Source organism: Escherichia sp. WS1265 (assembly GCF_046487585.1).
Taxonomy (GTDB): Bacteria; Pseudomonadota; Gammaproteobacteria; order Enterobacterales; family Enterobacteriaceae; genus Escherichia; species Escherichia coli.
Genome location: NZ_JBJQJE010000031.1, coordinates 1 through 23,030 on the forward strand (window position 1 = coordinate 1; position 23,030 = coordinate 23,030).

Consider the following 23,030-nt stretch of genomic DNA (forward strand, 5'->3'; position numbering starts at 1 on the left):
ACGTCATAGCCGACTGGCCGATAAACCGGGTCGGCGAACTGCTCCCCTGGCGCGTAGCACTGCCGACTGAATAACACATCCCCGTCAATACGGTTCTTGCTGCACGCTTACGAATCCTCTGACCAACCAGAAAACGATCTTCCTGTGGTGAAACCAGATGCTGCAATTCAGAGCGGCAGCAAGTGGGGGACAGCAGAAGACCTGACCGCCGCAGAGTGGATGTTTGACATGGTGAAGACCATCGCACCATCAGCCAGAAAACCGAATTTTGCAGGGTGGGCTAACGATATCCGTCTGATGCGTGAACGTGATGGACGTAACCACCGCGACATGTGTGTACTGTTCCGCTGGGCCTGCCAGGACAACTTCTGGTCCGGTAACGTGCTGAGTCCGGCCAAACTCCGCGACAAGTGGACCCAGCTCGAAATCAACCGGAACAAGCAACAGGCTGGCGTGACAGTCGGCAAACCAAAACTCGACCTGACAAACACTGACTGGATTTACGGGGTGGATCTATGAAAAACATCGCCGCACAGATGGTTAACTTTGACCGTGAGCAGATGCGTCGGATCGCCAACAACATGCCGGAACAGTACGACGAAAAGCCACAGGTACAGCAGGTAGCGCAGATCATCAACGGTGTGTTCAGCCAGTTACTGGCAACTTTCCCGGCGAGCCTGGCTAACCGTGACCAGAATGAACTGAACGAAATCCGCCGCCAGTGGGTGCTGGCTTTTCGGGAAAACGGGATCACCACAATGGAACAGGTTAACGCTGGAATGCGCGTAGCCCGTCGGCAGAATCGACCATTCCTGCCATCACCCGGGCAGTTTGTCGCCTGGTGCCGGGAAGAAGCATCCGTTACCGCTGGGCTGCCAAACGCCAGCGAGCTGGTTGATATGGTTTACGAGTATTGCCGGAAGCGTGGCCTTTATCCGGATGCAGAGTCTTATCCATGGAAATCAAACGCGCACTACTGGTTGGTTACCAACCTGTATCAGAACATGCGGGCCAATGCGCTGACTGATGCGGAATTACGGCGCAAGGCTGCCGATGAACTGACTTGTATGACCGCGCGAATTAATCGTGGTGAGGCGATACCTGAACCAGTAAAACAACTTCCTGTCATGGGCGGTAGACCACTTAACCGGGCTCAGGCTCTGGCGAAGATCGCAGAAATTAAAGCTAAGTTCGGACTGAAAGGAGCCAGTGTATGACAGGCAAAGAGGCAATTCTTCACTACCTGAAAACGCACCGGACTTTCTGCGCGCCGGATGTAGCTGCGGCAACAGGCGTGACTGTAACCAGCATCAATCAGGCAGCAGCCAAAATGGCACGGGCAGGAATCCTGGTCGTTGATCGCAAGGTCTGGCGAACGGTGTATTACCGGTTCGCTACCAGGGAGGAGCGGGAAGGAAAGGTGAGCACGAACCTGATTTTCAAGGAGTGTCGCCAGAGTGCCGCGATGAGCGGGTGTTGGCTTTATATGGAAGAGAGTAGGTATGAGCAATTATTGTTACTAATTTTAGTTTTACGACATTCGTGATAACTAAATAATTGATGTGTGGAACTGAATTATAAAGGGGATGATGTTTTGGGAAATAAAGAAAATATCGATTGTCAGCATACAAGAAGCTCATGCTATAAAAATAAGCAGATTAGGGTAAGTATGAAAGATGTTATTTATATTGCATTGCCTAAACTCACTGAAGAAGAAGTAGAGATTTTTAAGGGACCAATGCATAAAGCATTGCTTGTAGGGATAAATGTTACAAAAAAGGCAGTTTCTGATGCCCTGCTAAACAAAGGGATAAAAGTTGAATTTAAATAGAGTAATTCAGTGGCAACAATAGCACTCATTTGTGAGTGCTATTGAAATTTATTAGAAAATAATGTTCGCTATATCCGAGATAGCATTTAAAGAACCTCTGTGGTCACTTCCTGTTTTAGGTAAAATATAGGAATATCGAGGGTCTTCATTATATGTTAACTTCCAGTGTTTTCCATCGCTTGACGCACTAAAACCTAAGTCCTTTAAACTTCTTTGTGTTGCGCTATCCATGCTTCTGTAACCTGTTAAAGTCCTTTTAAGTAATTGGCGGCGACTCTCGGTTTCTTTATTGTATTTATTATTGGCAATTAGGGATGATAAGATATGATAGCTTCTACCAAATTCATTTTTGTTTTTTATGGCAGTTTTTAGTGCGTCAATAATTATATTTTTGATTTCTCCATCAAAAAAGTCAGTCTCTTCACCTGCATTAAGCACAATGCTTCCTTGGGCTGAAGCTTGTGATTGAAGAGTGCGTACTCTGTGCTCTAAAGCGGAGATCTTATGCTTAAGATCTTCTATTTGGTCATCTTTCGCAACATTATCGGCTTCGTAAAGCGCCATCAGTTCGCGTGTGTATTCTCCTCTTTCTTTGAGTGAGTTAATAGAATCTTTCGTTTTTCTGGTTTGTATCTCACTCCATCCACTATCTGAGACAGGAGCCATTGTAGTCGTAGCTCTTACAACATCATCAAATAACTCATCTTCAAATTCTTTTGCGGTTTTCTCACCACGGCGATAAAAACTGATATTTTGACCTCGTGGCCAATAGATACCAACAGCACCAGCATAGGCATTTTTAGCATTTGTCTCATTTTTTAGCTTAATAGAAAATAGTCTATTGCTAGGCTCAATTAATACATGTGCTAATCCGCATACCTTTCTTGCAAGGCGTTCTGGGATGATATTGTGAGCATGTTCATTGAAAAAATACTTGGAGCTAACGTATATTATTGGTAGTCTGTTGTCAGTTTCACCATTTATAACTTTAGCTGCTATATTTAAATGTTCATCAGTATCATCTAAGGAATGAGGTTCGACTGACACCTTGAAAATATCATCAAGACCACCAGAAAATTTATCAATCAATCTCATAACAACCAATGGTTTCTTGGGTTGTGGGGCTAGATAAGCTGCATCTTGGCTTACAACGCTAGATTCCACCTGAATCCACATGGTATCAGTTTTGAGATTTTTATTAATTGAAATATCTGTTACCCATTTGTGTGGCTCAGATATTTTCGAATACCTAAAACAGCCTAAACTAGTATCTTTGTTTTTATAAGTTATTATATCAATTCTTTCATTTTTAGACTCTATGAAGTGCTCCTCGCTTTTATAATCACATACTAATTGTGCTGGAATAAAAGTTGTATGTGGTGAGTCGTTTACCCAAGAGAAACATTCATTAAAGATCTCAGCTAGAGATGTGGAATTTGAAACATAAAAACCAGTTGAGAAATATTTCATGAAATTTCCTTATTGATAATGAGATTAATCTCATTGGGTATGATAATTGTTACCCTCCTTTGGATCTAGTGTTCATTTGACATAAAAACCAATTGATTCATCATAATCAACCCGCCATAATCATGTCATCGGAGCCTAAAAAACTCCGGTGACTTCTGCGCTAAACGGGGACGTTTATGCGCACACACAATCCAAACTCTCATCTCCATTCACAGATGCAGAAATGCACCTACGATTTTTTACATTCGGTGTTTTACTTCGACAGCCAGAATTGGGAGTCTCTATTCGTCTGGCGGCTAAAGGTGATATGGAAATCGTTATGTTTTGGCCTGAGGTAGTTGTAACTGTTGTAGCAGCTATGGCTGTGATCATCATGGTGTCCATTTACTGGGGTTGACGACATGATTTATCCGGCGCTATATTCTGTGCGTTGCCGCAAAATCGGCACACGGGATTGGCGTCCCGGGATACTACTCAACGCATACCGCGTTAAGCGGTTTTTTTGTGCGCTAAGCACGGCTATGCCCAAATTATGGTGGGCTGTGTGAGGGCTTCTTCGGAAGCGCCGGGTTTGAGTAGCCGGTTACGCCAACCTTACACAGTTCACCACCAGTCGATTGGCGTCGTTGGTGGTGATGGTTAACCTGATGAGGTGATACTATGACTACTCAATTAGCATTCCACAAAACGACGTTTACCCCGATTTGCCACAATAACAGAATTTGGCTTACTGCCACTGAAGTTGGTTTAGCACTGGAATATGCGGACGATAAAGCAGTTCAGCGCATTTACTCTCGGCACTCAGATGAATTCACAGATATGATGACAAGGGTGGTCAAAGTGACCACCCCTCGTGGAATGCAGGAGTCTCGAGTATTTAGCCTTCGCGGAGCCCATTTGATCGCCATGTTTGCTCGTACTCCTGTGGCCAAAGAATTCCGCCGCTGGGTTCTGGATATTCTCGATCGAGAAGTTCAACAATCCCCAATCACAAAACAATTCACTGATAACGAACTTTGCACACTCGCCTGGTTATGGCGAGCAAGTGATACGATGTTAACCGCCTGCCAGAACGTTACGCCCCTTCTTCAGGTCGCAGAGCATCGCGAAGCAGGTAGATTCACTTCAATCGAACAAGAATATCCTCGGATACTCAACAGGGCGCGAGAAATCCTTGCCAGAGAAACGGCGCATGTAAAATTCCAACCGTGGCAGGATGATAAGTGGAGTCGTGTGTTACCATATTTCCGTCAGAATCTGTTGCAATAAAGTCACTAGTTAGAAATACTGCCAGCATTCTGCGATGACGGAAGTGCTGGCATTTTTTTTGGTAATGTGCGAGTCCATTTCATAAAATACGGGTACTGGAACTGGACGATATAATCTAAAAGATACCATTATCAGTAGCATTAAAATCGCTATGTGCCGATACGGATATAAATTATATTGATTGTTCACATACCTTATTGGATATTACTGAGGGGTGTTTATATAAGGTGTAACGATGATGTGGAACTTTGACAGTGCCGACTTAAGTGCAATAGCAGCAGGCATTTCTGCGTTTGGCACATTAGCCGCAGCGGGGTCGGCGCTTGCAAGTTGGTACACGTCAAAAAAAGCGCTGCAGCTACAAAATAGAGTTTACCTTTATGAGTCTTTAAAGGCTTGCGCTGAGAGAGCCAATTCATCAGCTAAAGATAAGCGCGGATCTGAATGGAGCGTTAATGATGCAGCGGATATCATCAGGTGCCTAGTACGGGCGATGGAGATCATCAAGCAGGATAGCCAGCAGAAAGAAGGTAATCAGGCATTAATGTTGAAACAGTACTTTGTTAATCTGCTAATAATGGAACTGTACGAGGAAGTTCATAACGGTGATGCGGCTGATTCTGTTTTTAAAAGTACGGAACCTACACAAGTACTTGATAACTTATGGAGCAAATGGCAGGAGGCTATAGCTTTTTTTGATATTTGGAATTACCCAGTTGCGACTGAGGAAGACTTGGCAGACTAATTTTCAGCACATTTGATTTCCAATAATCAACCAGCCATAATCATGCCATTGGAGCTTGAACAACTCCGGTGACTTCTGCGCTAAACGGGGACGTTTATGCGCACATACAATCCAAACTCTCTTCTCCCTTCACAGATGCAGAGATGCACCTGCGATTTTTTGCATCCAGCGTTTGACCTCTGCGGAGGTGAAGCGTGAACCTCCCACAAGACGGCATCAAATTGCATCGTGGTAACTTCACTGCTATCGGTCAGCAGATCCAGCCTTATCTGGAGGAAGGCAAATGCTTTCGCATGGTGCTTAAACCGTGGCGTGAGAAACGCAGTCTTTCCCAGAATGCACTCAGCCACATGTGGTACAGCGAAATCAGTGAATACCTCATCAGCAGGGGTAAAACGTTCGCCACTCCAGCTTGGGTAAAAGATGCTCTCAAACACACATATCTCGGTTATGAAACCAAAGACCTGGTTGATGTCGTAACCGGTGATATCACCACTATCCAGTCGTTACGCCATACCTCCGATCTTGATACCGGAGAGATGTATGTCTTCCTGTGTAAGGTTGAAGCCTGGGCGGTGAATATTGGCTGCCACCTGACTATTCCGCAGAGCTGCGAGTTCCAGCTGCTCCGCGACAAGCAGGAGGCGTAATGGCTACACCGCTTATTCGTGTCATGAACGGACACATCTACAGAGTATCAAATCGTCGTAAGCGTAAGCCTGAGCTGAAGCCATCCGAAATACCAACACTGCTCGGATATACCGCTAGCCTGGTTGATAAAAAATGGTTGCGACTGGCAGCAAGGAGGAATCATGGCTGATTTGAGAAAAGCAGCGCGTGGTCGGGAATGCCAGGTAAGAATCCCTGGCGTATGTAATGGCAATTCTGAAACGTCTGTACTGGCACATATCCGGCTGGCTGGATTGTGCGGTACCGGTATCAAACCGCCAGACCTGATTGCCACCATTGCATGTTCTGCCTGCCACGACGAAATCGACCGCCGCACACATTTTGTCGATGCTGCATATGCAAAAGAATGCGCGCTGGAAGGTATGGCGAGAACACAGGTTATCTGGCTGAAAGAGGGGGTTATTAAGGCGTGAATACCTACAGTATCACATTACCCTGGCCTCCGAGCAATAATCGCTATTACCGCCATAATCGCGGGCGCACGCACGTCAGCGCAGAGGGGCAGGCATACCGCGATAACGTCGCCCGAATCATTAAAAACGCAATGCTGGATATCGGCCTGGCTATGCCTGTGAAAATCCGCATTGAGTGCCACATGCCGGATCGCCGTCGCCGTGACCTGGATAATCTGCAAAAAGCCGCTTTTGACGCACTCACTAAAGCAGGTTTCTGGCTGGATGATGCTCAGGTCGTTGATTACCGCGTTGTGAAGATGCCTGTTACCAAAGGTGGGAGGCTGGAACTGACCATCACCGAAATGGGGAATGAATGATGTTTGAGTTTAATATGGCAGAACTTCTTCGCCACCGCTGGGGGCGTCTGCGCTTATATCGTTTCCCCGGCTCTGTTTTGACCGATTACCGAATACTGAAGAATTACGCCAAAACACTGACAGGAGCAGGAGTATGAAGTCAGAGATAACAATCAACTAATACTGTTTTGTTGATTTTTGCTTGTAATTGGCGTTCTGGTCTGAGTTTTGTGGAGTAAGTTGATGCGTGATATTCAGATGGTTCTTGAGCGTTGGGGAGCGTGGGCGGCTAATAATCATGAAGATGTGACCTGGTCGTCCATTGCCGCCGGTTTTAAGGGATTAATTCCTTCAAAAGTAAAATCTCGCCCGCAATGTTGTGACGATGACGCGATGATCATTTGCGGGTGCATGGCCCGTCTGAAAAAGAACAACAGCGATTTGCATGATTTATTGGTGGACTATTATGTCGGCGGCATGACTTTTATGGCGCTTGCACGTAAGCATGGGCGATCTGATTGTTGGGTTGGCAGGATGCTCCAGAAAGCTGAGGGCGTAGTGGAGGGTATGCTGATGGTGTTGGATCTCCGATTGGAGATGGATGCTGATTGTTCGAAATAATTAAAGGAAAAGTTGCTGTCTGATTCTCATTAGTCTAACATTTTAAATGTTGGAATCGCAACGTAGTTATTATCATATAACAGCTTGTTTCCTGATTTAGCCAGCCTCCCCAAAGGCTGGTTTTTTTCTAATAAGTATTATTTCGGGTAGGGATTTTATTGTTTAACCCATAATAATTCATTGACATTGAATCCCAACTTTTGAGCGGTTCGCACATAGTCTGCTTTTACTTTATCTGGAATAGTTGGGGTCCTTGCCAGAATCCATAGGTATTCTCTGTTCGGACCACTGACAAGAGCATACTTATACTCATCATCCAGTTTGATTACATTATAGCCACCATAGAAGGGGCCAAAAAACGAAACCTTCAACGCTGCAGTTTTAGTATCTCCAGTAAAGTATGCTTTACCTTCGCTCTCGCTCCATTTATTTTTCGTTGGATCGTATCCACGGTTAAGTACACGAATCCCTCCGTCGTTCCGTTTTCCATAGGTAGCGCTGACCTGTTCCAGACCACGTTCGAACCGGTTCTCGAGGCGAGCTATTTCATACCATTTTCCGAGGTAGCGGTTGGCGTCAAAATTTGTAATCGGCTGCACACCTTTAGGTGGTGTCGGGGCCTTACATGCTATAAGAGTGAAAGAGAGTGCAATGCCAGTCAACACAGGCCATAACTTCATAATAAATCCTGTACTTTTGATAGTTGAGAGTAAGTATGAAAGATAGATGATTACGACCGATCACTTAAAGAACTTTCATACTATATTAGGAATAGTCTATAACAGAAAAATTGTCAGTGATGACGCCAGAAAGGCAATTTATTCCGTGCACTACACAGTTTATGTGTTAATGAATTAGTCAAGGGGGAGAATATGATAAAAAAACCTGTGATTGGAATCAGCGGTTGTTTGGCCGGCTCTGCTGTTCGTTTTGATGGTGGTCACAAAAGAGCTGACTTTTTAATGGACAAATTAGTGGAATGGGTAACATTCAGACCAGTATGTCCGGAAATGGCTATAGGGCTGCCAGTTCCGCGTCCTGCTCTACGTCTTGTGCGCTCGACGCAAGGAAATATACGGATGTGTTTCAGCCACGACCAGAATGAGGATGTGACAGAGAGAATGACAGAGTTTAGTCGTTCTTATATGGACAAATTAAAGGATGTATCGGGGTTTGTGGTTTGTGCTAAATCTCCCAGCTGTGGCATGGAGCGCGTGCGTGTCTATGATGAAAATGGTAATCGAGGTCGTAAAGATGGAGTGGGACTATTTACGAGCACTTTGATGGAAAAGTTTTCCTGGCTACCGGTTGAAGAGGATGGGCGATTACATGATCCAGTGCTTCGTGAGAATTTTGTTGAAAGAGTTTTTGCTTTGCATGAGCTCAATCACCTTTACAAGGAGAAATTATCAAGAAGAGAGTTATTAGCTTTTCATAGTCGTTATAAGCTTCAGTTGTTGGCGCATAGTCAGGCAGGCTATAAAGATATGGGACCATTTGTGGCTGCAATACACGAGTGGGCGGACCTTGAATCATACTTTGAGGTGTATCGTGATAAGCTGATGGCGATTCTCAGAAAACCTGCATCACGTAAAAATCACACGAATGTGCTGATGCATATACAGGGGTATTTTAGTAACTACTTAAGTACACGCCAGCGTAAAGAGTTGAGCGAGGTTATACTTAACTATCGTTCTGGCACATTACCTCTTCTTGCGCCGTTGACTCTGCTGAAGCATTATCTGGGTGAGTATCCTAATGATTACTTGCTTACACAGAATTACTTCGCTCCCTATCCGGACGAACTGGCTCTAAGACTGATGGTAAATTAATTGTATGCGATATCATCCAAAAGGATGAGTTCCTGCATGCAAGATATTTACAATCGTAAAAACTACACTATGATACCCAGAGTGTCAGTTTGTATAAAAACTCTGTTTACGCTGAAGAAACCATTGAGATGCAACTTAAAGTTGGTAAACATGCCAGTCAAAATATATAATATTATGATTCCACGCAGCTATATATAATATAACAGATTGGTTTAATAATTTGTCTTTGTGAGTTAAATACATAATTTTATACTTGTGATGCAATGAGATTTTCCTTATTGTTGAACTGGCGAATATTGATTTTCCACCTATACTTACCTGGTGTAACCCCAATGATATCAGGTGGATAATATGCCATACATATGTTCTATCATTTTGGTGTTGAACTCGTTTGATGTCCGAATTGGTAAAGAAGATATTTTGTTTAAAAAAGGAAGTGCTGTTCTCATTGATTACAATTTAAAAGATTTTTTTTCATCAAATATAGATCATGTAATGATCGTAGATGTTGAAGAGAAAACAGTTAATGATTTCTTTAAAAGCAACACACTCTCACCTTTTTCTGTAAGAAGGTTTTATCCGGCATACTTGATGGTGGAATGTGAAGATTTTTCATTGTTAAAGAACTTGATTGCATGCTTGAATTGTGATGGCAGAACTGTGGATTTTGTTAGAAATCAAATATCACTTGCATGTCTTGCTATCTTATCTTCAGAGAAAATAGTGCAAAGTTTTTTATTTGGATGTCTTAATAGTTTAGGAAGTAAAGTTAAGGCTATTATTCACACGGATATATCTGCAGCATGGAGACTTTGTGATATATCTTCAAGACTGTATCTGAGTGAAAGTCTGTTAAAAAGAAAATTAAAGCACGAAGGCTTATCATTTAGTAAGTTAATTCTTGAAGAGCGAATGGTGATGGCGGAAAGGTTATTAAGCTACAATTTATATTCTGTTGGAAAAGTTGCTGAGATATGCGGTTATGAAAACACGTCATATTTTGTAAGTGTTTTCAGAAGATATTTTGGTGTTCCTCCCCATCAATATTCATCAAGACTTTTTTTAGAAAAAGACATGATGTAACGTGATGCGTTTTAATGATTTTGTAATTTTCGTATTTAATAATTGTATGATGCTTTCAGCTACGCCAGAATAATCGCTGGCGTTTTTCTTTTTGAATAGATGTTCAAGCCTTACGCTAATGTAACTTCTATACCTTTCCTCTTCGTTCCGAACCGTGTACACCATCCGTTATTTGCGGAGGTGAGGCTATGAAATCCATGGATAAGTTAACAACGGGCATTGCCTACGGCACCTCCGCAGGCAGTGCTGGCTACTGGTTTTTACAGCTGCTCGATAAAGTCACGCCCTCACAGTGGGCAGCAATAGGTGTGCTGGGTAGCTTGGTATTTGGCTTGCTGACGTACCTGACAAACCTTTATTTCAAGATTAAAGAAGATAAGCGCAAGGCTGCGAGAGGTGAATAATGCCTCCATCATTACGAAAAGCCGTTGCTGCTGCTATTGGTGGCGGAGCAATTGCTATAGCATCAGTGTTAATCACTGGCTCAAGTGGTAACGATGGTCTGGAGGGTGTCAGCTACATACCATACAAAGATATTGTTGGTGTATGGACTGTATGTCACGGGCATACAGGAAAAGACATCATGCTCGGTAAAACGTATACCAAAGCAGAATGCAAAGCCCTCCTGAATAAAGACCTTGCCACGGTCGCCAGACAAATTAACCCGTACATAAAAGTTGATATACCGGAAACAACGCGCGGCGCTCTTTACTCGTTCGTTTACAACGTGGGCGCTGGCAATTTCAGAACATCGACGCTTCTTCGCAAAATAAACCAGGGCGATATCAAAGGCGCATGTGATCAGCTACGTCGCTGGACATATGCTGGCGGTAAGCAATGGAAAGGTCTCATGACTCGTCGTGAGATTGAGCGTGAAATCTGTTTGTGGGGTCAGCAATGAACAGAGTAACCGCGATTATCTCCGCTCTGGTTATCTGCATCATCGTCTGCCTGTCATGGGCTGTTAATCATTACCGTGATAACGCCATCGCCTATAAAGACCAGCGAGATAAAGCCACATCCATCATCGCTGATATGCAGAAGCGTCAACGTGATGTAGCAGAACTCGACGCCAGATATACAAAGGAGCTTGCTGATGCTAACGCGACTATCGAAAGTCTCCGTGCTGATGTTTCTGCTGGTCGTAAGCGCCTGCAAGTCGCCGCCACCTGTGCAAAGTCAACGACCGGAGCCAGCAGCATGGGCGATGGAGAAATCCCAAGACTTACAGCAGATGCTGAACTCAATTATTACCGTCTCCGAAGTGGAATCGACAGGATAACCGCGCAGGTTAACTACTTGCAGGAGTACATCAGGACGCAATGCCTGAAATAATTTTTTTGCAAATCACAAAGTCCATTTAATGAGCCTCGCGATGCGGGGCTTTTTTATGTCCGCAGTAAACGCGCTTCACACGCGCGACTTATGAACACAGAACCTTTCAGGATGACCCTTGAGGATGCCGGTTTGGTTATCGGTGCCTTTCTGTGGGCCGGAATCCTGTGTGACAAGGTTCATCACTAAAAGGTAATCACTGATGAAGTACCCAACAGTTATTGTCAATGGTGTGTCCGTTCGTGTTGATGAGGACGGACGCTACAACTTAAACGATCTCCATGCAGCAGCAGTTGCAAATGGAGAGGCTACAGAGCAACAGCGCCCAAGCCAGTTTTTGCGTAGCGCGCAGATAAAACGCTTCATAAAAGCACTGGAAGCCAAAGTGCAAAAAAGCACTTTGGAGCAAATTCAGCCACTTAAAATAATCAAAGGTGGGGCAGAACCAGGTGTGTGGGGTGTTGAACTTCTGGCAATCAGATATGCAGCATGGATTAAGCCGGAATTTGAAATCGAAGTTTATGAAGTTTTCAAAACGGTTGTCCGTCTCGGCGTTGGCGCAATGTCCCGTCTGAATAGAATCGATCACATCATCAATACTGAAACCAAAGCGATAAGCCAGTGCGCAAGCCAAATGGCTAAGTGGGGCGTTGGTGGGCGAAAAAGATTGCTTCATGTTGCACGTGAGAGAGCGGCAAATGAAGTGCAAATGTATTTGCCCGGAATGGTGTGATTTCGCAGGTTAATCCAGTTTGTACATTACGGCAGTACCGCGAAACAACCCAAGCCAGTAAGTGGGGAAATAACACTGGCAGCCACTGAAAGATGAACCTCCAGCCTTATGGCAAAAAAGATTCTTTGTGGTGGCGGACTGATGGAAAGACATCGGTTATTGCAGAGACCATTCAATGAGTGGTCTCGACAATGGCTTATACCCTACACGGGATGACTTAACTGATATCCCTTTTAACGGATAAATGGAGCCAACAATGGCAGAGAATGTCGGCATTATGGCAGTGAAATTTGGATAAATCGGGGATTAGAAAGATAGAGGCGAGCCGGTCAGGTAGAAATGAATCAGGCTCAAAGTGAAGCGGAAAAGGTCTGGGGCACAAACTGATGCTGCCATAATTACAGCCTGATGACTTGTGGAATGAAACATGTTGAACCTCCTTAATTGATGTTATTCGAGTGAGGAAGGCATTCTGTCCTTCTATAGTGTCCAGTAAATCAAACAGGAGGCTTGTCTCACGTGTGAGACAAGCCTCTCCATTAGCGAGTTGTATTGATCACAACTCTTCAAAGAATTCATTACTGGGTAGATGAAAATAGTTTCACGATGAATGGAGGAGGCTATGTTGGTGGCTTCTTCATTGGAGTACATATGCCCCCACGAACCCCAAAAACCTGCCGTGTTCGCGGCTACCGCAATACCACCACAGATCCGTCAGGCTATTGCAAAAGCCACAAAAGCGAAGGCTGGAAGCAATACAAGTCGGGCCAGTCCTGTCATCAGCGCGGTTATGGTTCGCGGGGTTGTCCCTCATGCTCGCCAGTCCTGTGCGGGGGGGGGAAGAAACAGGACGTGTATTCAGGAGCGTGCGACCGTGGTCGCACGACGCTGGTCTGTCAGACATTGAATTCATTGCGAATAAACCAGAACGCCTGCGGGTCCTTTCCGGCGATCCGGCAGGCTACGGGGCGGAAGGCGCGCGGGTTTTCGCTATTTATGAAAATTTTCCGGTTTAAGGCGTTTCCGTTCTTCTTCTCCGTAACTTAATGTTTTTATTTAAAACACCCCCTGAAAAGAAAGGAAACGACAGGTGCTGAAAACAGGCCTTTTGGCCTCTGTCGTTTCCTTTCTCTGTTTTTGTCCGTGGAATGAACAATGGAAGTCAACAAAAAGCAGCTGGCTGACATTTTCGGTGCGAGTATCCGTACCATTCAGAACTGGCAGGAGCAGGGAATGCCCGTTCTGCGAGGCGGTGGAAAGGGTAATGAGGTGCTTTATGACTCTGCCGCCGTCATAAAATGGTATGCCGAAAGGGATGCTGAAATTGAGAACGAAAAGCTGCGCCGGGAGGTTGAAGAATTACGGCTGGCCAGCGAGGCAGATCTTCACCCCGGAACACTTGAATTTGAGCGCCATCGCCTGACTCGTGCTCAGGCGACGGCGCAAGAACTGAAAAATGCCAAAGAATCGGCTGAAGTGGTGGAAACCGCATTCTGTACTTTCGTGCTGTCGCGTATAGCAAGGGAAATATCCAGTATTCTCGACGGTATTCCTCTGTCGGTGCAGCGACGTTTTCCTGAGCTGGATAACCGGCATATTGATTTCCTGAAACGGGATATCATCAAAGCCATGAACAAAGCAGCCGCGCTGGATGAACTGATACCGGGGTTGCTGAGTGAATATATCGAACAGTCAGGTTGACAGGCTGCGGCATTTTGTCCGCGCCGGGCTTCGTGCCCTGTTCAGGCCGGAGCCACAGACCGCCGTTGAATGGGCGGATGCCAATTACTATCTCCCGAAAGAATCCGCATACCAGGAAGGGCGCTGGGAAACACTGCCCTTTCAGCGGGCCATCATGAATGCGATGGGCAGCGACTACATCCGCGAGGTAAATGTGGTGAAGTCTGCCCGTGTCGGTTATTCCAAAATGCTGTTGGGTGTTTATGCCTACTTCATAGAGCATAAGCAGCGCAACACCCTTATCTGGTTGCCGACGGATGGCGATGCCGAAAACTTCATGAAAACCCACGTTGAGCCGACCATCCGTGATATTCCGTCGTTGCTGGCGCTGGCCCCGTGGTATGGCAAAAAGCACCGGGATAACACGCTCACCATGAAGCGTTTCACCAATGGGCGTGGCTTCTGGTGCCTGGGCGGTAAAGCGGCAAAAAACTACCGTGAAAAGTCAGTGGATGTGGCGGGTTATGATGAACTTGCTGCCTTTGATGATGATATTGAACAGGAAGGCTCTCCGACGTTCCTGGGCGACAAGCGTATTGAAGGCTCGGTCTGGCCAAAGTCCATCCGTGGCTCCACGCCCAAAGTGAGAGGCACCTGCCAGATTGAGCGTGCTGCCAGTGAATCCCCGCATTTTATGCGTTTTCATGTTGCCTGCCCGCACTGCGGGGAGGAGCAGTACCTTAAATTTGGCGACAAAGAGACGCCGTTTGGCCTCAAATGGACGCCGGATGATCCCTCCAGCGTGTTTTATCTCTGCGAGCATAATGCCTGCGTCATCCGCCAGCAGGAGCTGGATTTCACTGATGCCCGTTATATCTGCGAAAAGACCGGGATCTGGACCCGTGATGGCATTCTCTGGTTTTCGTCATCCGGTGAAGAGATTGAGCCGCCGGACAGCGTGACTTTCCACATCTGGACGGCGTACAGCCCGTTCACCACCTGGGTGCAGATTGTCAAAGACTGGATGAAGACGAAAGGGGATACGGGAAAACGTAAAACCTTCGTGAACACCACGCTCGGTGAGACATGGGAAGCGAAAATCGGCGAACGTCCGGATGCTGAAGTGATGGCAGAGCGGAAAGAGCATTATTCAGCGCCCGTTCCTGACCGTGTGGCTTACCTGACCGCCGGTATCGACTCCCAGCTGGACCGCTACGAAATGCGCGTATGGGGATGGGGGCCGGGTGAGGAAAGCTGGCTGATTGACCGGCAGATTATTATGGGCCGCCACGATGATGAACAGACGCTGCTGCGTGTGGATGAGGCCATCAATAAAACCTATACCCGCCGGAATGGTGCAGAAATGTCGGTATCCCGTATCTGCTGGGATATTGGCGGGATTGACCCGACCATTGTGTATGAACGCTCGAAAAAGCATGGGCTGTTCCGGGTGATCCCCATTAAAGGGGCATCCGTCTACGGTAAGCCGGTGGCCAGCATGCCACGTAAGCGAAACAAAAACGGGGTTTACCTTACCGAAATCGGTACGGATACCGCGAAAGAGCAGATTTATAACCGCTTCACACTGACGCCGGAAGGGGATGAACCGCTTCCCGGTGCCGTTCACTTCCCGAATAACCCGGATATTTTTGATCTGACCGAAGCGCAGCAGCTGACGGCTGAAGAGCAGGTCGAAAAATGGGTGGATGGCAGGAAAAAAATACTGTGGGACAGCAAAAAGCGACGCAATGAGGCGCTCGACTGCTTCGTTTATGCGCTGGCGGCGCTGCGCATCAGTATTTCCCGCTGGCAGCTGGATCTCAGTGCACTGCTGGCGAGCCTGCAGGAAGAAGATGGTGCAGCAACCAACAAGAAAACACTGGCAGATTACGCCCGTGCCTTATCCGGAGAGGATGAATGACGCGACAGGAAGAACTTGCCGCTGCCCGTGCGGCACTGCATGACCTGATGACAGGTAAACGGGTGGCAACAGTACAGAAAGACGGACGAAGGGTGGAGTTTACGGCCACTTCCGTGTCTGACCTGAAAAAATATATTGCAGAGCTGGAAGTGCAGACCGGCATGACACAGCGACGCAGGGGACCTGCAGGATTTTATGTATGAAAACGCCCACCATTCCCACCCTTCTGGGGCCGGACGGCATGACATCGCTGCGCGAATATGCCGGTTATCACGGCGGTGGCAGCGGATTTGGTGGGCAGTTGCGGGCGTGGAACCCACCGAGTGAAAGTGTGGATGCAGCCCTGCTGCCCAACTTTACCCGTGGCAATGCCCGCGCAGACGATCTGGTACGCAATAACGGCTATGCCGCCAACGCCATCCAGCTGCATCAGGATCATATCGTCGGGTCTTTTTTCCGGCTCAGTCATCGCCCAAGCTGGCGTTATCTGGGCATCGGGGAGGAAGAAGCCCGTGCCTTTTCCCGCGAGGTTGAAGCGGCATGGAAAGAGTTTGCCGAGGATGACTGCTGCTGCATTGACGTTGAGCGAAAACGCACGTTTACCATGATGATTCGGGAAGGTGTGGCCATGCACGCCTTTAACGGTGAACTGTTCGTTCAGGCCACCTGGGATACCAGTTCGTCGCGGCTTTTCCGGACACAGTTCCGGATGGTCAGCCCGAAGCGCATCAGCAACCCGAACAATACCGGCGACAGCCGGAACTGCCGTGCCGGTGTGCAGATTAATGACAGCGGCGCGGCGCTGGGATATTACGTCAGCGAGGACGGGTATCCTGGCTGGATGCCGCAGAAATGGACATGGATACCCCGTGAGTTACCCGGCGGGCGCGCCTCGTTCATTCACGTTTTTGAACCCGTGGAGGACGGGCAGACCCGCGGTGCAAATGTGTTTTACAGCGTGATGGAGCAGATGAAGATGCTCGACACGCTGCAGAACACGCAGCTGCAGAGCGCCATTGTGAAGGCGATGTATGCCGCCACCATTGAGAGTGAGCTGGATACGCAGTCAGCGATGGATTTTATTCTGGGCGCGAACAGTCAGGAGCAGCGGGAAAGGCTGACTGGCTGGATTGGTGAAATTGCCGCGTATTACGCCGCAGCACCGGTCCGGCTGGGAGGCGCAAAAGTGCCGCACCTGATGCCGGGGGACTCACTGAACCTGCAGACGGCTCAGGACACGGATAACGGCTACTCCGTGTTTGAGCAGTCACTGTTGCGGTATATTGCTGCCGGGCTGGGTGTCTCGTATGAGCAGCTTTCCCGGAATTACGCCCAGATGAGCTACTCCACGGCACGGGCCAGTGCGAACGAGTCGTGGGCGTACTTTATGGGGCGGCGAAAATTCGTCGCATCCCGTCAGGCGAGCCAGATGTTTCTGTGCTGGCTGGAAGAGGCCATCGTTCGCCGCGTGGTGACGTTACCTTCAAAAGCGCGCTTCAGTTTTCAGGAAGCCCGCAGTGCCTGGGGGAACTGCGACTGGATAGGCTCCGGTCGTATGGCCATCGATGGTCTGAAAGAAGTTCAGGAAGCGGTGATGCTGATAGAAGCCGGACTGAGCACCTACGAGAAAGAGTGCGCGAAACGCGGTGACGACTATCAGGAAATTTTTGCCCAGCAGGTCCGTGAAACGATGGAGCGCCGCGCAGCCGGTCTTAAACCGCCCGCCTGGGCGGCTGCGGCATTTGAATCCGGACTGCGACAATCAACAGAGGAGGAGAAGAGTGACAGCAGAGCTGCGTAATCTCCCGCATATTGCCAGTATGGCCTTTAATGAGCCGCTGATGCTTGAACCCGCCTATGCGCGGGTTTTCTTTTGTGCGCTTGCAGGCCAGCTTGGGATCAGCCGCCTGACGGATGCGGTGTCCGGCGACAGCCTGACTGCCGGAGAGGCACCCGCGGCGCTGGCGTTATCCGTTGATGATGACGGACCACGACAGGCCCGCAGTTATCAGGTCATGAACGGCATCGCCGTGCTGCCGGTGTCCGGCACGCTGGTCAGCCGGACGCGGGCGCTGCAGCCGTATTCGGGGATGACCGGTTACAACGGCATTATCGCCCGTCTGCAACAGGCTGCCAGCGATCCGATGGTGGACGGCATTCTGCTGGATATGGACACACCGTGCGGGATGGTGGCGGGAGCATTTGACTGTGCTGACATCATCGCCCGTGTGCGAGACATAAAACCGGTATGGGCGCTGGCCAACGACATGAACTGCAGTGCAGGTCAGCTGCTTGCCAGCGCCGCCTCCCGGCGTCTGGTCACGCAGACCGCCCGGACAGGCTCCATCGGCGTCATGATGGCTCACAGTAATTACGGTGCTGCGCTGGAGAAACAGGGCGTGGAAATCACGCTGATTTACAGCGGCAGCCATAAGGTGGATGGCAACCCCTACAGCCATCTACCGGATGATGTCCGGGAAACACTGCAGTCCCGGATGGATGCAACCCGCCGGATGTTTGCACAGAAGGTGTCGGCATATACCGGCCTGTCCGTGCAGGCTGTGCTGGATACCGAGGCTGCAGTGTACAGCGGTCAGGAGGCCATTGATGCCGGACTGGCTGATGAACTTGTGAACAGTACCGATGCGATCACCGTCATGCGTGATGCACTGGATGCACGTAAATCCCGTCTCTCAGGAGGGCGAATGACCAAAGAGACTCAATCAACAACTGTTTCAGCCACTGCTTCGCAGGCTGACGTTACTGGCGTGGTGCAAGCGACGGAGGGCGAGAACGCCAGCGCTGCGCAGCCGGACGTGAACGCGCAGATCACCGCAGCTATTGCGGCAGAAAACAGTCGCATTATGGGGATCCTCAACTGTGAGGAGGCTCACGGACGCGAAGAACAGGCATGCGTGCTGGCCGAAACCCCCGGTATGACCGTGGAAACGGCCCGCCGTATTCTGGCCGCAGCACCACAGAGTGCACAGGCGCGCAGTGACACTGCGCTGGATCGTCTGATGCAGGGGGCACCGGCACCGCTGGCTGCAGGTAACCCGGCATCTGATGCCGTTAACGATTTGCTGAACACACCAGTGTAAGGGATGTTTATGACGAGCAAAGAAACCTTTACCCATTACCAGCCGCTGGGCAACAGTGACCCGGCTCATACCGCAACCGCGCCCGGCGGGTTGAGTGCGAAAGCGCCTGCAATGACCCCGCTGATGCTGGACACCTCCACCCGTAAGCTGGTTGCGTGGGATGGCACCACCGACGGTGCTGCCGTTGGCATTCTTGCAGTTGCTGCTGACCAGACCAGCACCACACTGACGTTCTACAAGTCCGGCACGTTCCGTTATGAGGATGTGCTCTGGCCGGAGGCTGCCAGCGACGAGACGAAAAAACGGACCGCGTTTGCCGGAACGGCAATCAGCATCGTTTAACCTGACCCTTCATCACTAAAGGCCGCCTGTGCGGCTTTTTTTACGGGATTTTTTTATGTCGATGTACACAACCGCCCAGCTGCTGGCGGCAAATGAGCAGAAATTTAAGTTTGATCCGCTGTTTCTGCGTCTCTTTTTCCGTGAGAGCTATCCCTTCACCACGGAGAAAGTCTATCTCTCACAAATTCCTGGACTGGTAAACATGGCGCTGTACGTTTCGCCAATTGTTTCCGGTGAGGTTATCCGTTCCCGTGGCGGCTCCACCTCTGAATTTACGCCGGGTTATGTCAAGCCGAAGCATGAGGTGAATCCGCAGATGACCCTGCGTCGCCTGCCGGATGAAGATCCGCAGAATCTGGCGGACCCGGCTTACCGCCGCCGTCGCATCATCCTGCAGAACATGCGTGACGAAGAGCTGGCCATTGCTCAGGTCGAAGAGATGCAGGCAGTTTCTGCCGTGCTCAAGGGCAAATACACCATGACCGGTGAAGCCTTCGATCCGGTTGAGGTGGATATGGGCCGCAGTGCGGCGAACAACATCACGCAGTCCGGCGGCACGGAGTGGAGCAAGCGTGACAAGTCCACGTATGACCCGACCGACGATATCGAAGCCTACGCGCTGAACGCCAGCGGCGTGGTGAATATCATCGTGTTTGATCCGAAAGGCTGGGCGCTGTTCCGTTCCTTCAAAGCCGTCAAGGAGAAGCTGGATACCCGTCGCGGCTCTAATTCCGAGCTGGAGACAGCGGTAAAAGACCTGGGCGAAGCGGTGTCCTATAAGGGGATGTATGGCGATACGGCGATCGTCGTGTATTCCGGACAGTACGTGGAAAACGACGTCAAAAAGAACTTCCTGCCGGACAACACGATGGTGCTGGGGAACACTCAGGCACGCGGTCTGCGCACCTATGGCTGCATTCAGGATGCGGACGCACAGCGCGAAGGTATTAACGCCTCTGCCCGCTACCCGAAAAACTGGGTGACCACCGGCGATCCGGCGCGTGAGTTCACCATGATTCAGTCAGCACCGCTGATGCTGCTGGCTGATCCTGATGCGTTCGTGTCCGTACAACTGGCGTAATCATGGCCCTTCGGGGCCATTTTCTCTCTGTGGAGGAGTCCATGACGAAAGATGAACTGATTGCCCGTCTTCAGGTGCTGGGTGAGCAACTGAACCGTGATGTCAGCCTGACGGGGACGAAAGAAGAACTGGTGCTCCGTGTGGCAGAGCTGGAAGAGGAGCTTGATGACACGGATGACGCTGCCGGTCAGGACACATCTGTCAGCCCGGAAAATGCGCTGACCGGACATGAAAATGAGGTGGTATCAGCGCAGCCGGATACCGTGATTGATACGGCTGCTCTGGTCACGGTCGTGGCACTGGTGACGCTGCATACTGATGCACTTCACGCCACGCGGGATGAGCCTGTGGCATTTGTGCTGCCGGGAACGGCGTTTCGTGTCTCTGCCGGTGTGGCAGCCGAAATGACAGAACATGGCCTGGCCAGAATGCAATAACGGGAGGCGCTGTGGCTGATTCCGATAACCTGTTCGATGCTGCCATTGCCCGCGCCGATGAAACGATACGCGGGTACATGGGAACGTCAGCCACCATGACATCCGGTGAGCTGTCCGGTGCTGTGATACGTGGTGTTTTTGATGACCCTGAAAATATCAGCTATGCCGGACAGGGGGTGCGCGTTGAAGGCTCCAGCCCGTCCCTGTTTGTCCGGACTGATGATGTGCGGCAGCTGCGGCGTGGAGACACACTGACCATCGGCGAGGAAAACTTCTGGGTGGACCGGATTTCGCCGGATGATGGCGGAAGCTGTCATCTCTGGCTTGGGCGTGGCGTGCCGCCTGCCGTTAACCGTCGCCGCTGAAAGGGGGATGTATGGCCATAAAAGGTCTTGAGCAGGCCGTTGAAAACCTCAGCCGTATCAGCAAAACGGCGGTGCCTGGTGCCGCCGCAATGGCCATTAACCGCGTTGCGTCATCCGCGATATCGCAGTCTGCGTCACAGGTTGCCCGTGAGACAAAGGTACGCCGGAAACTGGTAAAGGAAAGGGCCAGGCTGAAAAGGGCCACGGTCAAAAATCCGCAGGCCAGAATCAGGGTTAACCGGGGGGATTTGCCCGTAATCAAGCTGGGTAACGCGCGGGTTGTCCTTTCCCGCCGCAGACGTCGTAAAAAGGGGCAGCGTTCATCCCTGAAAGGTGGCGGCAGCGTGCTTGTGGTGGGAAACCGTCGTATTCCCGGCGCGTTTATTCAGCAACTGAAAAATGGCCGGTGGCATGTCATGCAGCGTGTGGCCGGGAAAAACCGTTACCCCATTGATGTGGTGAAAATCCCGATGGCGGTGCCGCTTACCACGGCGTTTAAACAGAATATTGAACGGATACGGCGTGAACGTCTTCCGAAAGAGCTGGGCTATGCGCTGCAGCATCAACTGAGAATGGTAATAAAGCGATGAAACATACTGAACTCCGTGCAGCCGTACTGGATGCACTGGAGAAGCATGACACCGGGGCGACGCTTTTTGATGGTCGCCCCGCTGTTTTTGATGAGGCGGATTTTCCGGCAATTGCCGTTTATCTCACCGGCGCTGAATACACGGGCGAAGAGCTGGACAGTGATACCTGGCAGGCGGAGCTGCATATTGAAGTTTTCCTGCCTGCTCAGGTGCCGGATTCAGAGCTGGATTCGTGGATGGAGTCCCGGATTTATCCGGTGATGAGCGATGTCCCGGCACTGTCAGATTTGATCACCAGTATGGTGGCCAGTGGCTATGACTACCGGCGCGACGATGATGCGGGCCTGTGGAGTTCAGCCGATCTGACTTATGTCATTACCTATGAAATGTGAGGACGATATGCCTGTACCAAATCCAGTAATGCCGGTGAAAGGGGCCGGGACCACCCTGTGGGTTTATAAGGGGAGCGGTGACCCTTATGCGAATCCGCTTTCAGACGTTGACTGGTCGCGTCTGGCAAAAGTTAAAGACCTGACGCCCGGCGAACTGACCGCTGAGTCCTATGACGACAGCTATCTCGATGATGAAGATGCGGACTGGACTGCGACCGGGCAGGGGCAGAAATCTGCCGGAGATACCAGCTTCACGCTGGCGTGGATGCCCGGAGAGCAGGGGCAGCAGGTGCTGCTGGCGTGGTTTAATAAAGGGGATACCCGTGCCTATAAAATCCGCTTCCCGAACGGCACGGTCGATGTGTTCCGCGGCTGGGTCAGCAGTATCGGTAAGGCGGTGACGGCGAAGGAAGTGATCACCCGCACGGTGAAAGTCACCAACGTGGGACGCCCGTCGATGGCAGAAGATCGCAGCACGGTAACAGCGGCAACCGGCATGACCGTGACGCCTGCCAGCACTTCGGTGGTGAAAGGGCGGAGCATCACGCTGACCGTGGCATTCCAGCCGGAAGGCGCAACCGACAAGAGCTTCCGTGCGGTGTCTGCGGATAAAACAAAAGCCACTGTGTCGGTCAGTGGTATGACCATCACCGTGAAAGGTGTTGCTGCAGGCAAGGTCAACATTCCGGTCGTATCTGGTAATGGTGAGTTTGCTGCGGTTGCAGAAATCAACGTCACCGCCAGTTAATCCGGAGAGTCAG

The 23,030-nt window shown here is 49.6% G+C and carries 33 protein-coding genes and 3 pseudogenes; 34 read left to right on the forward strand and 2 right to left on the reverse strand.

Annotation, left to right across the window (positions count from 1 at the left end; translation table 11 throughout):
* From ACJHX3_RS23010 to ACJHX3_RS23030, 5 genes and pseudogenes are all read left to right on the forward strand, one after another.
* A partial coding sequence (locus ACJHX3_RS23010) for a hypothetical protein (RefSeq protein WP_252966805.1) occupies positions 1-74 on the forward strand: 74 nt, incomplete at its 5' end.
* Positions 75-111: 37 nt separating this feature from the next.
* A pseudogene (locus ACJHX3_RS23015) lies at positions 112-519 on the forward strand (Replication protein O); the annotation flags it as partial.
* Positions 516-1,217: a replication protein P gene (locus tag ACJHX3_RS23020; protein ID WP_000788891.1), complete on the forward strand. Its 702-nt coding sequence runs from the start codon at positions 516-518 to the stop codon at positions 1,215-1,217. The pseudogene ACJHX3_RS23015 and the gene ACJHX3_RS23020, both read left to right, overlap by 4 nt.
* Positions 1,214-1,500 (forward strand): annotated as a pseudogene (locus tag ACJHX3_RS23025) (protein ren). The gene ACJHX3_RS23020 and the pseudogene ACJHX3_RS23025 overlap by 4 nt, the downstream one beginning before the upstream one ends.
* 64 nt (positions 1,501-1,564) lie before the next feature.
* The gene (locus ACJHX3_RS23030; protein WP_140427704.1) at positions 1,565-1,831 is read left to right on the forward strand and encodes a hypothetical protein; all 267 of its coding nucleotides are present in this window, start codon (positions 1,565-1,567) and stop codon (positions 1,829-1,831) included.
* 51 nt (positions 1,832-1,882) lie between these two features.
* Here ACJHX3_RS23030 and ACJHX3_RS23035 read toward each other — a convergent pair whose 3' ends face one another.
* The gene (locus ACJHX3_RS23035; RefSeq protein WP_000873394.1) at positions 1,883-3,301 is read right to left on the reverse strand and encodes a hypothetical protein; all 1,419 of its coding nucleotides are present in this window, start codon (positions 3,299-3,301) and stop codon (positions 1,883-1,885) included.
* A gap of 660 nt (positions 3,302-3,961) precedes the next feature.
* Between ACJHX3_RS23035 and ACJHX3_RS23040 the strand changes: the two genes are divergently transcribed.
* From ACJHX3_RS23040 to ACJHX3_RS23080, 9 genes are all read left to right on the forward strand, one after another.
* Positions 3,962-4,570 (forward strand): P22AR C-terminal domain-containing protein, encoded by a 609-nt coding sequence (locus ACJHX3_RS23040; protein ID WP_000211451.1) that lies wholly within the window; start codon positions 3,962-3,964, stop codon positions 4,568-4,570.
* A 235-nt stretch (positions 4,571-4,805) separates the two neighbouring features.
* Entirely contained in the window at positions 4,806-5,315 is a 510-nt protein-coding gene (locus ACJHX3_RS23045; RefSeq protein WP_000990013.1) for a hypothetical protein, read from the forward strand.
* Between the two features lie 96 nt (positions 5,316-5,411).
* Complete coding sequence (locus ACJHX3_RS23050; RefSeq protein WP_001309322.1) at positions 5,412-5,513, forward strand: hypothetical protein; 102 nt, start codon at positions 5,412-5,414, stop codon at positions 5,511-5,513.
* Positions 5,510-5,965 carry a DNA base-flipping protein YbcN gene (gene ybcN / locus ACJHX3_RS23055; protein ID WP_021526102.1) on the forward strand — a complete coding sequence of 152 codons (456 nt, stop codon included), beginning with the start codon at positions 5,510-5,512 and terminating at the stop codon, positions 5,963-5,965. The genes ACJHX3_RS23050 and ybcN overlap by 4 nt, the downstream gene beginning before the upstream one ends.
* Positions 5,965-6,135 (forward strand): NinE family protein, encoded by a 171-nt coding sequence (locus ACJHX3_RS23060; RefSeq protein WP_000224916.1) that lies wholly within the window; start codon positions 5,965-5,967, stop codon positions 6,133-6,135. The genes ybcN and ACJHX3_RS23060 overlap by 1 nt, the downstream gene beginning before the upstream one ends.
* The gene (locus ACJHX3_RS23065) at positions 6,128-6,418 is read left to right on the forward strand and encodes a DUF1364 domain-containing protein (protein WP_000774488.1); all 291 of its coding nucleotides are present in this window, start codon (positions 6,128-6,130) and stop codon (positions 6,416-6,418) included. Before ACJHX3_RS23060 ends, ACJHX3_RS23065 begins: the two co-directional genes overlap by 8 nt.
* Positions 6,415-6,777, forward strand: a complete 363-nt coding sequence (gene rusA / locus ACJHX3_RS23070; protein WP_001099712.1) for a crossover junction endodeoxyribonuclease RusA — start codon at positions 6,415-6,417, stop codon at positions 6,775-6,777. The genes ACJHX3_RS23065 and rusA overlap by 4 nt, the downstream gene beginning before the upstream one ends.
* Complete coding sequence (locus ACJHX3_RS23075; protein WP_000971055.1) at positions 6,774-6,914, forward strand: YlcG family protein; 141 nt, start codon at positions 6,774-6,776, stop codon at positions 6,912-6,914. The genes rusA and ACJHX3_RS23075 overlap by 4 nt, the downstream gene beginning before the upstream one ends.
* Before the next feature lie 85 nt (positions 6,915-6,999).
* A complete protein-coding gene (locus ACJHX3_RS23080; protein WP_001204777.1) occupies positions 7,000-7,377 on the forward strand; it encodes an antiterminator Q family protein in 378 nt (125 codons plus the stop codon).
* Positions 7,378-7,532: 155 nt separating this feature from the next.
* On the opposite strand, the gene ACJHX3_RS23085 is transcribed toward ACJHX3_RS23080, so the two are convergent.
* Positions 7,533-8,057, reverse strand: coding sequence for a lipocalin family protein (locus ACJHX3_RS23085; RefSeq protein WP_000780581.1), 525 nt, complete (start codon positions 8,055-8,057; stop codon positions 7,533-7,535).
* Between the two features lie 192 nt (positions 8,058-8,249).
* Between ACJHX3_RS23085 and ACJHX3_RS23090 the strand changes: the two genes are divergently transcribed.
* From ACJHX3_RS23090 to ACJHX3_RS23185, 20 genes and pseudogenes are all read left to right on the forward strand, one after another.
* Complete coding sequence (locus tag ACJHX3_RS23090; RefSeq protein WP_000592545.1) at positions 8,250-9,209, forward strand: YbgA family protein; 960 nt, start codon at positions 8,250-8,252, stop codon at positions 9,207-9,209.
* Positions 9,210-9,560: 351 nt separating this feature from the next.
* Positions 9,561-10,292: a helix-turn-helix domain-containing protein gene (locus tag ACJHX3_RS23095; RefSeq protein ID WP_001146309.1), complete on the forward strand. Its 732-nt coding sequence runs from the start codon at positions 9,561-9,563 to the stop codon at positions 10,290-10,292.
* Between the two features lie 188 nt (positions 10,293-10,480).
* Positions 10,481-10,696: a phage lysis protein EssD gene (essD, locus tag ACJHX3_RS23100; RefSeq protein WP_000839582.1), complete on the forward strand. Its 216-nt coding sequence runs from the start codon at positions 10,481-10,483 to the stop codon at positions 10,694-10,696.
* Positions 10,696-11,193: a lysozyme RrrD gene (gene rrrD / locus ACJHX3_RS23105; RefSeq protein WP_001135296.1), complete on the forward strand. Its 498-nt coding sequence runs from the start codon at positions 10,696-10,698 to the stop codon at positions 11,191-11,193. The genes essD and rrrD overlap by 1 nt, the downstream gene beginning before the upstream one ends.
* Positions 11,190-11,627, forward strand: a complete 438-nt coding sequence (locus ACJHX3_RS23110) for a lysis protein (protein WP_094321959.1) — start codon at positions 11,190-11,192, stop codon at positions 11,625-11,627. The genes rrrD and ACJHX3_RS23110 overlap by 4 nt, the downstream gene beginning before the upstream one ends.
* A 202-nt stretch (positions 11,628-11,829) precedes the next feature.
* Entirely contained in the window at positions 11,830-12,360 is a 531-nt protein-coding gene (locus tag ACJHX3_RS23115) for a KilA-N domain-containing protein (RefSeq protein ID WP_000877024.1), read from the forward strand.
* A gap of 651 nt (positions 12,361-13,011) precedes the next feature.
* Positions 13,012-13,161, forward strand: a pseudogene (locus ACJHX3_RS23120) (HNH endonuclease); the annotation flags it as partial.
* An 11-nt stretch (positions 13,162-13,172) separates the two neighbouring features.
* Entirely contained in the window at positions 13,173-13,376 is a 204-nt protein-coding gene (locus ACJHX3_RS23125; RefSeq protein WP_410236217.1) for a hypothetical protein, read from the forward strand.
* 139 nt (positions 13,377-13,515) lie between these two features.
* Positions 13,516-14,061 carry a terminase small subunit gene (locus ACJHX3_RS23130; RefSeq protein ID WP_000453567.1) on the forward strand — a complete coding sequence of 182 codons (546 nt, stop codon included), beginning with the start codon at positions 13,516-13,518 and terminating at the stop codon, positions 14,059-14,061.
* Positions 14,036-15,961, forward strand: a complete 1,926-nt coding sequence (locus tag ACJHX3_RS23135; protein WP_001530248.1) for a phage terminase large subunit family protein — start codon at positions 14,036-14,038, stop codon at positions 15,959-15,961. The genes ACJHX3_RS23130 and ACJHX3_RS23135 overlap by 26 nt, the downstream gene beginning before the upstream one ends.
* Complete coding sequence (locus tag ACJHX3_RS23140; RefSeq protein WP_000198149.1) at positions 15,958-16,164, forward strand: phage head-tail joining protein; 207 nt, start codon at positions 15,958-15,960, stop codon at positions 16,162-16,164. The genes ACJHX3_RS23135 and ACJHX3_RS23140 overlap by 4 nt, the downstream gene beginning before the upstream one ends.
* Positions 16,161-17,762: a phage portal protein gene (locus tag ACJHX3_RS23145; protein ID WP_001316944.1), complete on the forward strand. Its 1,602-nt coding sequence runs from the start codon at positions 16,161-16,163 to the stop codon at positions 17,760-17,762. Before ACJHX3_RS23140 ends, ACJHX3_RS23145 begins: the two co-directional genes overlap by 4 nt.
* Complete coding sequence (locus tag ACJHX3_RS23150) at positions 17,743-19,062, forward strand: S49 family peptidase (RefSeq protein ID WP_410236212.1); 1,320 nt, start codon at positions 17,743-17,745, stop codon at positions 19,060-19,062. Before ACJHX3_RS23145 ends, ACJHX3_RS23150 begins: the two co-directional genes overlap by 20 nt.
* 9 nt (positions 19,063-19,071) lie before the next feature.
* The gene (locus tag ACJHX3_RS23155) at positions 19,072-19,404 is read left to right on the forward strand and encodes a head decoration protein (RefSeq protein ID WP_001299443.1); all 333 of its coding nucleotides are present in this window, start codon (positions 19,072-19,074) and stop codon (positions 19,402-19,404) included.
* A gap of 55 nt (positions 19,405-19,459) precedes the next feature.
* Entirely contained in the window at positions 19,460-20,485 is a 1,026-nt protein-coding gene (locus ACJHX3_RS23160) for a major capsid protein (RefSeq protein ID WP_000063238.1), read from the forward strand.
* 41 nt (positions 20,486-20,526) lie between these two features.
* The gene (locus ACJHX3_RS23165; RefSeq protein WP_000158875.1) at positions 20,527-20,922 is read left to right on the forward strand and encodes a DNA-packaging protein FI; all 396 of its coding nucleotides are present in this window, start codon (positions 20,527-20,529) and stop codon (positions 20,920-20,922) included.
* Positions 20,923-20,933: 11 nt separating this feature from the next.
* Positions 20,934-21,287, forward strand: a complete 354-nt coding sequence (locus ACJHX3_RS23170) for a head-tail joining protein (protein ID WP_000785282.1) — start codon at positions 20,934-20,936, stop codon at positions 21,285-21,287.
* Between the two features lie 11 nt (positions 21,288-21,298).
* Positions 21,299-21,877, forward strand: a complete 579-nt coding sequence (locus ACJHX3_RS23175) for a phage tail protein (protein ID WP_000975081.1) — start codon at positions 21,299-21,301, stop codon at positions 21,875-21,877.
* Positions 21,874-22,269 (forward strand): phage minor tail U family protein, encoded by a 396-nt coding sequence (locus ACJHX3_RS23180; RefSeq protein ID WP_000683129.1) that lies wholly within the window; start codon positions 21,874-21,876, stop codon positions 22,267-22,269. Before ACJHX3_RS23175 ends, ACJHX3_RS23180 begins: the two co-directional genes overlap by 4 nt.
* A 7-nt stretch (positions 22,270-22,276) precedes the next feature.
* Complete coding sequence (locus ACJHX3_RS23185) at positions 22,277-23,017, forward strand: phage tail protein (protein ID WP_410236213.1); 741 nt, start codon at positions 22,277-22,279, stop codon at positions 23,015-23,017.
* Positions 23,018-23,030: the final 13 nt, after the last annotated feature.